At 53.7% G+C, this 9,756-nt stretch carries 9 protein-coding genes; 1 reads left to right on the top strand and 8 read right to left on the bottom strand.

The features are described 5' to 3' along the window. The 8 genes from AC5OW4_RS07035 to AC5OW4_RS07000 all read right to left on the bottom strand — a co-directional run. Window positions 1-462, bottom strand: a 462-nt coding sequence (locus tag AC5OW4_RS07035; protein ID WP_493676818.1) for a pseudouridine synthase, incomplete at its 3' end; no start/stop codon positions are given. Window positions 463-529: 67 nt separating this feature from the next. Further along, complete coding sequence (locus AC5OW4_RS07030; RefSeq protein ID WP_072683364.1) at window positions 530-1,042, bottom strand: nucleoside recognition domain-containing protein; 513 nt, start codon at window positions 1,040-1,042, stop codon at window positions 530-532. Further along, on the bottom strand, window positions 1,032-1,607 hold the full coding sequence (locus tag AC5OW4_RS07025) for a nucleoside recognition domain-containing protein (RefSeq protein WP_072683365.1): 576 nt from the start codon (window positions 1,605-1,607) through the stop codon (window positions 1,032-1,034). The genes AC5OW4_RS07030 and AC5OW4_RS07025 overlap by 11 nt, the downstream gene beginning before the upstream one ends. Next, the gene (locus tag AC5OW4_RS07020; protein WP_072683366.1) at window positions 1,604-2,611 is read right to left on the bottom strand and encodes a D-alanyl-D-alanine carboxypeptidase family protein; all 1,008 of its coding nucleotides are present in this window, start codon (window positions 2,609-2,611) and stop codon (window positions 1,604-1,606) included. The genes AC5OW4_RS07025 and AC5OW4_RS07020 overlap by 4 nt, the downstream gene beginning before the upstream one ends. Window positions 2,612-3,329: 718 nt before the next feature. Further along, window positions 3,330-4,259, bottom strand: coding sequence for a DUF5131 family protein (locus tag AC5OW4_RS07015; RefSeq protein ID WP_195548108.1), 930 nt, complete (start codon window positions 4,257-4,259; stop codon window positions 3,330-3,332). A 308-nt stretch (window positions 4,260-4,567) separates the two neighbouring features. After that, window positions 4,568-4,690: a hypothetical protein gene (locus AC5OW4_RS07010; RefSeq protein ID WP_295768340.1), complete on the bottom strand. Its 123-nt coding sequence runs from the start codon at window positions 4,688-4,690 to the stop codon at window positions 4,568-4,570. Between the two features lie 41 nt (window positions 4,691-4,731). Next, entirely contained in the window at window positions 4,732-6,063 is a 1,332-nt protein-coding gene (locus AC5OW4_RS07005) for an MATE family efflux transporter (protein ID WP_295768337.1), read from the bottom strand. Between the two features lie 164 nt (window positions 6,064-6,227). Then, window positions 6,228-8,150 carry an aconitate hydratase gene (locus AC5OW4_RS07000; protein ID WP_493676817.1) on the bottom strand — a complete coding sequence of 641 codons (1,923 nt, stop codon included), beginning with the start codon at window positions 8,148-8,150 and terminating at the stop codon, window positions 6,228-6,230. 138 nt (window positions 8,151-8,288) lie between these two features. Between AC5OW4_RS07000 and AC5OW4_RS06995 the strand changes: the two genes are divergently transcribed. Then, the gene (locus tag AC5OW4_RS06995) at window positions 8,289-9,632 is read left to right on the top strand and encodes a citrate synthase (protein WP_072683369.1); all 1,344 of its coding nucleotides are present in this window, start codon (window positions 8,289-8,291) and stop codon (window positions 9,630-9,632) included. The last annotated feature ends 124 nt before the right edge of the window (window positions 9,633-9,756 follow it).

Genomic DNA, 9,756 nt, shown 5'->3' with positions numbered 1-9,756 from the left:
CAGTACGACGCCCTGTTCCAGCTGTTTGATTTCTTCCGTTTTCAAAATCCCGTTGATCGTCACCTCGTACACCTTGGCGATATGATAGCGGGGATGAATAATTTCATTTGCGAATTCTCCGTCGTTCGTCATGATCAGCACGCCGGTCGTGTCGTAGTCCAGCCGGCCGACCGGGAATACCCGCTGCGGCACATCCGTCATCAAATCCACAACGGTCCGCCGGTCATGCTCGTCATTGAGCGTACACAGCACCTTCTTCGGCTTGTTCATGACATAATAGACTTTATCTTCACGCGCGATGGCTTTGCCGTCAACTTCGATCAAAGCCCCTTTGCGCGGTTTTACACCCAGCTCCGTTACGACCTGTCCGTCGACCTTGACGCGTCCCTGCAGAATCCATTCTTCTGCCTTGCGCCGGGAGGTCAGACCGCTGGCCGCAATAATTTTTTGTAATCGATCCATCGTTTATCTCCATCCTTTGCCTTCTTATTTTACCAGACAAGACCGGGAAAGAACAGAGAAATCGGCGTTAAACAAGGAATTGCAGCGTCAGCCAGATACCTACACCGATGCCGATCACATCCGCAAACAAACCGATCGGCAGCGAATTTTTGATTTTCTTCACACCGACCGAAGAGAAGTAGAGCGTGATGACATAGAGCGTCGTATCCGTCGAGCCCTGAATGACGCTTGCCATTTTGCCGGCCAGCGAATCCGGTCCCAGCGTTTTCAAGATATCGACGAGAATCGCCAGCGACGCGCTGCCGGAGATCGGACGGAAGAAGGCCAGCGCGAAGATATCCGAAGGAATCGCGGGAAACACGTTGCCCAGCTGTCGGGCCATTACGGTAAACAGCCCGCTTTCCCGCAGCAGCGACACTGCGAACATCATCGCCAGCAAGCTCGGAAACAGCGTGACAAACAACGACAGTCCCTCTTTCGCGCCACTGACAAACGCATCGTAGGCATTGAACTTCCGCAGCAGGGCGAACGCGAAGATCAAAAGGATTAAGATCGGCAGGATATACAGGCTACTTTCCACGGTAATTCACCCACCGATCCAGCGCCAGGCCGCCGATCGACGCGCAGCTGGTCGCAATGATCGCCAGCGGCATGAAATCAGTCGGATTCAGCGCACCGAACTGCGCACGCAGTGAAACGATCGTCGTTGACAAGATGGTCACGCCGGCGGTGTTCAGCACTAAAAACGTGACCATCGCGCGGCTGGCGGTTTTCTTATCCGGATTGTGCCGCTGCATGCACTCCATCGCCTTAAGGCCGCTGGGCGTTGCGGCCGAGCCCAGTCCGAATACATTGATTGTAATGTTGGCGGCAATGTAGCCCAGCGCTTCCGGATCGTCGCGCAGATCCGGAAACAGAAACCGCAGCAATGGAGACAACAGCTTTTGCAGCATATTCAGCAGGCCGACCTCCCGCGCGATATTGAGAATTCCGCTCCAGAAACAGGTCGCCGCCACCAACGGCAGCGCCAGCTCGAGCGTCTCGCGGCCGACGTTGACGATTACCTGATTCACAGAACTGACTGATCCGGTCAACAGACCATACGTCAGTGAAGCCAGAATCAACAGGATCCAGATCAGATTCATACGCACCACCTCCAGAAACAGAACTTCCGCGGCGGCTTAACGGCCGGGAGTGTCTTGACCACCGTGTGCGAAGGATCGGTCCAGCACAGCGTCAGCTCATTTTTACTTTTATCGAGCGTCATTGTGTACTGTCCCTGTCCCGCTTCTTCCTTTTTAACGACGACTTCAAACGGCTGGTCCAGCTGAGCGATATAGCCTTCCTGTTCGATCGAACCGGCCGGCTGCAGCGTGATCAGCTCGCACATTTCCATCGCTTTCCGATACTTTTGTTCGTGAAACGTCCAGCGGTCCGGCACGGCCAGCGTCACGACGATGTATTCCAGCTCGCCGTTCTGCGCTGCGGTGACCAGCGTTTCCCCGGCCTTGTTGGTGAAACCGGTCTTGCCGCCGGTACAGAATTCAAAATTACTCAGCAGCTTGTTGGAATTTTTCCAGCGTGAGCCCCATTCGCTTGTGTAAAACTGCGTCGCAACGATCTCCCGAAACTGCGGCAGCGTCATCGCGTACTGCATCAAAAGCGCCATATCATACGCCGTGGAATAATTGCCTTCCTCCTCAACGTCCATGCCGTTGGGATTATGAAACTCCGTATCCTTCATCCCCAGCGCCGCCGCTTTTTCATTCATCATCTGAATGAATTTTTCAACCGATCCGCCCCCGACCCGGTGGGCGATCGCAACCGCCGCGTCGTTGCCGCTCTTTAACATCATGCCGTAAAGCAGCGAGCGCATCGAAACCTGCTGCCCTTTCTGAATCCAGATCATACTTCCTGTCACATTCGTCACTTCGTCGCCGATAATCCACTGGTCGATGTAATCCCCGTTTTCCAGCGCGACCACCGCGGTCATGATTTTTGAGATCGAGGCGATCGAGCGAACTTCGTGTTCATTTTCAGCTTCCAGAACATTGCCATCGTTGCCGCTGATCACAATATACGAACCATCCGCGTGCAGCGGCGTCCAGAACAACGTCAGCGTCAGAAAAAATACCGCAATCTTTTTCATACAGCGCCTCCTGTTTGACAGTGTATGTTCCAACCCGCCGATCAAGAATCAGGTCTTTTTCACAGGGTTAACAGTATTCGATGCCATTCTTTTTCCAAATCCGGACTGAATTTGCTAAACATTTGCGCCAAAGCCATTCCGGCAGGATTTGCGAACGGATTCTCCTCGCTGGTTTCCCGGATCAAAAAAACGCTGTTCAGGCAGTTTCTTTTTGAAGCCGCCGCGCTTTTCCTGTCCGTGGTCTTAATAAAAAAAAGATTCGTTTTTCAGTTAAACTCGTCGGATTGTTCCAAATTCATTGCCAGCGCCTCACACCAGTTTGGCCACCCGCGGCGCTTCCAGACGGTCAAAGCCAGGTGAATATGGCTTGAGGGCCAGGATCGGCATGCCTCATGGGCGTCGATATACGTGCGCCACACGATGCCTTCCTTTCGTGTGATCTCACGATAAACCCTGACACGCTGTGAGAGTCAAGTGAAAAATAAAATTCCTCCTGTTCGTGAAGCAGGAGGAACTTCAATTTCATTGCGGACCGGGATCTGAATCTCAGTCAGATATCGCTGCGAATCCGTTTCATTCCAAAGTCCACAATGTATGATTTGCCGATCGGGGCCGTTGAGATGCTTTCCGTTTTCTTCCAGCCCCCTGACAACCAGCAGCGAAGCTTGCGGCTCAAGATCGGCTTCAGTTTGGAAAATTCGCCGATTTTTAACGTCGTTCAGTCCTTCTTTCCGGTAATCCGATCAAGCTGCAATGGGTGTCCTGACGTCGTCTGCTTTTTCTCACAGCGCCCGCAGTGGGTGCAGCCGTTGCAGGTCAGCTGTCCGCCGCAGCGCTGGCAATGGGATCCAAAATAAGGCTGATATAACCGTTCCGGCGGAATTGGGCCATATTCGTCTTCCAAATGAAAGACCTGCGGACGGCCGCGGAAGCTGAGTCCGGATTTCCATGCCATTTCACTTTGCAGACGCTTGGACGGCATGCGGTACGTTTTCCCGTCTTTGACAAAAACCGAGCCGGTTTCGATGAAATTAAAAGTCACCCCGGCCCGGCGGCATTGCGCCCCCAGAGCTTGAACCCAGCGATAATCGCAAGGCCGCGCGCCATCGTAATTTTCCCCGCCGCAGATCACCTGTTCGATCTGGCCGCTGGCGAGCCATGGCGACAAGTCGACAGGACCGATCAAGGGTGCACACATCACCCCTTTATGTTGAAACGGCAGCTTCAATAACCAGTCCATCCGCGATTCCGCCCGTTTCTGATTCTCCACGGTCACATTAAAAAAGATGTTTTCCCAACCCGTTCCCCAATCCGCCGGAAGACACGCCGCCACACGCTCAGGACGTTTTGTCAGCAGGAAAAAGATAACGTCCGAACGTTTTTTCATGATCTGCCAGGCTTCCTTTCGCCAGAGGTCAGCCTCAGCCAGGAAAAAATCAGAGTTCATGCATACGCGCACCCGCTCGCCGCTTAGAATCTTATAATATCCGCGCCGGTCTTTCTTTACCGGCATGTCGAAGCCACTTGCAACCCGCCGGATCTGGGCTCCGTCCTGCCCCCGCTGGCGGTCGAGAAAATACATATAACAATGCTCGCAGCCCTCGCTGATCTTCGTGCAGCCATGCCATGGATTCCAGATATCATGCATCGGGATCGCCACCCTTCTTTTTCCTGTTTTCTTCATTGTAGCGAAACATTGAATTATTTTCAAGTTTTTTAGAATGATTCCTGAGGAAACGGACCACAGAAAAAGAAAAGAATCCTGCGCTCTGTCAGAATTCTTCAATTTCCCCTTGGTCTTGATAAATCAGCTCGATTAAGCGGCCCTGCGTGCCGATCGTAAACGTCAGCTTGCTGCGGATCACGATCAGCCAATCCCGTCCTGAAGCTCAAAGACTTTCAGAAAAGCAGGATTCCGCTTCAGCAATGTTGACGGTGTGATCAGATCCGACAATATTACCGGCCCTTATGCCGAGCAACCATCCCCGCCGTCAGCTGAAATTGCGCCAGCTTGGGATGCTCGTCAAAAATCGGCTGAAGCATGAGAGCCTTCCAACAGTCCTTTGCGGCACATGACATACCTGCCGCTTTCCCGGCTGTCCCTACTTCGGATACCGGCCTCAGCCTTCGATCAGCCGACGGCGGGTCCAGCGGTCGCCGCGGAAGCGAACCGCAAAGAAAGCGGAACGCACAAACCAGTCACAGATCATCGCCAGCCAGACGCCGACGACGCCCAGCTTGAAAACCAGCCCGAACACATAGCTCAGACCGATCCGGCAGATCCACATCGACGCAATCGAAACGCTCATCGTAAAACGCGCGTCGTTGGCTGCCCGCAGCGCATTGGGCAGCGTGAAGGAAACCGGCCAGATCACCATCACGAAGAAGCCATGGATAAACAACAGCTTAAATGCGATATCCAGCGTTTCCGGCGACAGATTGTACAGCTTCAGCAAGACGTTCGCTCCCAGCAGAATGCAGACGTTCAAAGCGATCGAAGCCATATACGCCCATTTCATCAGCTTCTTCGTGTAATAACGTGCTTCCTCGATCTTCCCGGCGCCGACGCACTGGCCGACCACCGTGACCAAGCCCAGACCGATGGCCGCAGCGGGAATGACTTCCATCGACGCGAAGTTGTTGGCGACGGCGTTAGCCGCGATCGAAGCAGTGCCGAACATCGCGACTAAGCTCTGTACCAGAATCTTGCCGATCTGAAACATGCCGTTTTCTAATCCGTTCGGGACGCCGATCTGTAAGATCCGTTTGATCATCGCCCAGTCAAAGCCCAGATGGAAATACGAATCCAGCCGAATCTGATCCTGCCGATGCCGGAGCATCACGACGATCAGCACCGCGCAGACGATCCGCGAAATCAGCGTCGGGATCGCCGCACCTTCCACGCCCATGCCCAAACCGTAAATCAGGATCGCGTTACCAACGATATTGAGCGAATTCATGATCAGCGACGTCACCATTGAAATCCGCGAATTGCCCATCGCCCGGTATAACGCCGCGCAGGAATTATACAACGCGATAAACGGATAGGACATCGACGTGATAAACAGGTAGGTCTGCGCACTGGCAAGCACCTCCGGATCCACCTTGCCGAAGATCAGGGAAATCAGCTGGTGACCGAAAATCAGAAACATCACCATGATCACCGCGGAAATCGCCGTCGTGCACAAGATCAGCTGCTTCGCGGAGAAGCACGCCTGTTCCTCTTCCCGCCGGCCGAGATACTGCGCCGCGACAACCGCGCCCCCGGTGGCCAGCGCCGCAAAGATATTGATGATCAGAATGCTGATCGAATCGACCAGCGATACGCCCGAAACCGCGGCCTCAGAAACGCTGCTGACCATCATGATATCTGCCATGCCGACCAACACCGCCAGGATCTGTTCGATCACTAACGGTACGATCAGCTGTTTTAACTTTTGATTGGTAAACATTGTCTTCCCCCATTTCTCTGAACTTGTCTGATTATACGCTTTCTTATCGGGAAGTTCAATTTTGTTTTTCTGTTAATAAGCGAGATCTGCCACTGAAAGCATTGGCCTAAGCATTTCAAAGTTGAAGAAAACATCAAGAAAGCTGACTTGCGTCAGCTTTCAGGTTATGCTTCAGTTTTCTGGTTCTTGATTTTAATCAGGTTCAGCAGACCGCCGGCCCGCAGAATTTCCAGCTCCCGCGCAGTACAATGATGCTGGACCGTGAAGGAGAATCCGCTCGCGTCCGTAATCGTCAGCGGCTGGCCTTCCGCCAGCTTGCCGCAGTCCAGCGCCAGCGTATCGAGCATCGCAATTCGCTCATAGTCGTCCGGCCGCTCAAAGACCAGCGGCACAATTCCGGCGTTGATCAAATTCTGGCGGTGAATCCGGGCATAGCTCTTGGCGATTACCGCCTGAATCTTCAGATACATCGGCGCCAGCGCGGCATGTTCGCGCGAGCTGCCCTGCCCGTAGTTCTCCCCGGCGATAATCCACCCGCCCCCATACTGCAGACAGCGGTCGTGGAATTGCGGATCGATCTGACTGTAACAGAACTCGCTGATCTTTTCAATGTTGCTGCGGTATGGCAAAATTTTGGCTCCGGCCGGCATGATATGATCGGTTGTGATGTTATCCCCAACCTTGATCATGACCTGCGCTTCAATCGTTTCCGCTAACGGGGCCTTGGCCGGATACGGCTTGATGTTCGGGCCGCGTTTTATTTCCACCGCCGGATCACAGCTGGGCTGGATCAGCATTGTGTCGTCGATCAGATAAGCGTCCGGCATCTCCGGCTTGGCATAGTTGATCGTTTCCGCGCTGCACAGGACTCCGGCGATCGCGCTGGCAGCCGCGGTCGCTGGGGAAACAAGATAGATCCCCGCGCTCATCGTGCCGCTGCGGCCATAGAAGTTGCGGTTGAACGTGCGCAGCGAGACGCCGTTCGACTGCGGACTCTGTCCCATTCCGATACACGGTCCGCACGTTGCTTCCAGTACCCGCGCGCCTGCCGCGATCAGATCATCCAGCGCCCCGCAGCGGCTGAGCATCCGCAGCACCTGCTTGGAGCCGAAGGAAATCACCAGTGAAACTTCCGGATGAACGGTCTTGCCCTTGAGAATCCGGGCCACCTCCAGCAAATCGGTAAATGAAGAATTCGTACAGGAACCGATTGCGACCTGATCGACCTTCAACCCCGCCAGCTCCTCGACCGGCTTGACTAAATCCGGGGAATGCGGACAGGCAACCAGCGGTTTCAGCGCGGCGCAGTCAATTTCGATTACTTCGTCATACACAGCGTCCGCATCGGGCTTCAGTTCGAGAAAGTCAGCGGCACGGCCCTGCTTGGTTAAAAACTCACGGGTATTCTCATCGCTGGGAAACAGCGACGTCGTCGCGCCCAGCTCCGCGCCCATGTTGCAGATCGTGCTGCGCTCCGGCACGCTTAAATCAAGAAGACCTTCACCGGTATATTCCAGGATCTTGCCGACGCCGCCTTTGACGCTCATCAGCGACAGAACCTTCAGGATGATATCCTTCGCTCCAACGCCATGCGGCAGCCGGTGGATCAGCCGCACGTTGACGATCTTCGGCATCGTTAAGGAAAACGGCATGCCTGCCATCGCGCAGGCCACGTCCAGTCCGCCCGCGCCGATCGCGATCATCCCCATCGCCCCGGCGGTCGGCGTATGAGAATCCGAACCCAGCAGCGTCTTGCCCGGTTTGTCAAACCGCTCCAACTGCACCTGATGACAGATCCCGTTGCCCGGCCGGGAGAACAGAATGCCGTAACGATCCGCGACCGTGCGCAGATATTGATGATCATCGGCATTTTCAAAGCCGTTCTGCAGCGTATTGTGATCGACATAGCTCACTGAGCATTCCGTCTTGACCCGCTCGCATCCCATCGCCTCAAATTGTAAATAAGCCATCGTCCCCGTCGCATCCTGCGTCAGCGTCTGATCAATCTTGATTTCGATCGGCATGCCCGCCTTCAGCTCACCCGCCACGCAATGCGCCGCTAAAATTTTTTCCGCCAGTGTCTTCATCCAACCCCTTCTTTCATAGACTTTATTATATCAGCTCGTTTCCGCTTTTGAAAGTCTTTACACAGAAAAGTAAATTGTTTTCTTTTTTGTGTCATTTCTTTCATTTTTGTAGTAAACTAGAACCATTGAGGTGAAATCATGAACAATCAGCTGCAGAAGATCTTCCAGGAATCGATCCCGAAAAATAAAATCGACAATGAATTATACACAAAATATGACGTAAAGAAAGGTCTTCGCAATGAAGACGGCACCGGCGTCTTGATCGGTCTGACCCGGATCGCGGACGTCGTCGGCTACAAGCTGGTCGACGGGAAAAAGGTGGACGATCGCGGTGAGCTGTACTATCGGGGGATTCCGATCACCCAGCTGTGCCGGAATCTCGATCAAGATCAGATCTGCGGTTATGAGGAAACGTGCTTTCTGATTTTGTTCGGCCATCTGCCAAGCCGGTCGGAGCTGGATCTGTTTACCGCTGAACTGCGCGGACGCTACACGCTGCCGGAGGGCTTTCTGGCGACCAACATCCTGCGTTATCCCAGCATGAACGTAATGAACCAGATCCAGAAGGCCTTGTTGATGTTGTATGGGGAGGATCCTGTGGCCGACGATATCTCTGTTGCCAACACGCTGGACCAGGGGTTGTCGATCCTGGCGAAAATGCCGGCGATCCTTTGCTACTCGATGGCCGCAAAAGCGCATTTCTTTGAAAACAAGAGCCTGATCGTCCATCCGGTGAAGCCTGAACTGTCGATCGCGGAGAACATCCTGTCCTTATTAAGACCCGATCAACAGTTCACCCCGCAGGAAGCGAAGATTCTGGATCTGATGATGGTGCTGCACGCCGATCATGGCTCCGGCAACAATTCCACATTTACCAATATCGTCGTCGCTTCCACCGGTACGGATATTTATTCCGCGATGGCGGCTTCCGTCGGCTCGCTGAAGGGTCCGCGCCATGGCGGAGCGAACATCTCCGCCCGGCGGATGATGGACGCAATGCTGAAGCAGCTGGGGCTGGACGCCAGCGACGCACAGATCACCCGGATTTTAGAACAGATCATGAATAAGCAGTTCTTCGACGGCAAAGGCTTGATCTACGGCATGGGGCATGCCGTCTACACCCTTTCCGATCCGCGCAGCGAAATCTTAAAAGCGCAGATTGAAATTCTGGCGCAGGAGAAAAACCGTTCCCGCTTATATCAGTTCTACCGCCGCACTGAAGAATTGGCGAAGCAGGTCATCTTGCGCCGCAAAGGGATTCATGTCAGCAGCAACATCGACTTTTACAGCGGGCTGGTTTATTCCATGCTGGACATCCCGGAAGATTGTTACTCGCCGCTGTTCGCCGCCAGCCGGATGGTCGGCTGGCTTGCCCACAACATTGAAAACAAGCTGTATTGCGACAAGATCGTTCGGCCAGCCGGCAAATACGTCGGTGACTTAGCCGATTACATCCCGCTTGCACAACGCCAAAACCGCTAAATCCCAGCGGTTTTTTTGACAAATCAACAGCTTTGTCAACAAGCACAGACAGTTTTTCTTGACATTCGTTCTCCGCTCTTTATAATTTATAAATAGTTTACAAATAAACTATTTAAAGGAGCTG

Source organism: Holdemania sp. (assembly GCF_986127675.1).
The sequence above is the reverse complement of the archived record's forward strand: the minus strand, read 5'-3'. Positions and strand labels throughout refer to the sequence as shown.

Excerpts from the sequence above, each read along its gene's own strand:
- AC5OW4_RS06995 (WP_072683369.1), top strand. The coding sequence starts at position 8,289 with ATGAACAATCAGCTGCAGAAGATCTTCCAGGAATCGATCCCGAAAAAT.
- AC5OW4_RS07010 (WP_295768340.1), bottom strand. The coding sequence starts at position 4,690 with ATGTCATGTGCCGCAAAGGACTGTTGGAAGGCTCTCATGCTTCAGCCG.
- AC5OW4_RS07020 (WP_072683366.1), bottom strand. The coding sequence starts at position 2,611 with ATGAAAAAGATTGCGGTATTTTTTCTGACGCTGACGTTGTTCTGGACG.
- AC5OW4_RS07015 (WP_195548108.1), bottom strand. The coding sequence starts at position 4,259 with ATGCATGATATCTGGAATCCATGGCATGGCTGCACGAAGATCAGCGAG.
- AC5OW4_RS07005 (WP_295768337.1), bottom strand. The coding sequence starts at position 6,063 with ATGTTTACCAATCAAAAGTTAAAACAGCTGATCGTACCGTTAGTGATC.
- AC5OW4_RS07000 (WP_493676817.1), bottom strand. The coding sequence starts at position 8,150 with ATGAAGACACTGGCGGAAAAAATTTTAGCGGCGCATTGCGTGGCGGGT.
- AC5OW4_RS07025 (WP_072683365.1), bottom strand. The coding sequence starts at position 1,607 with ATGAATCTGATCTGGATCCTGTTGATTCTGGCTTCACTGACGTATGGT.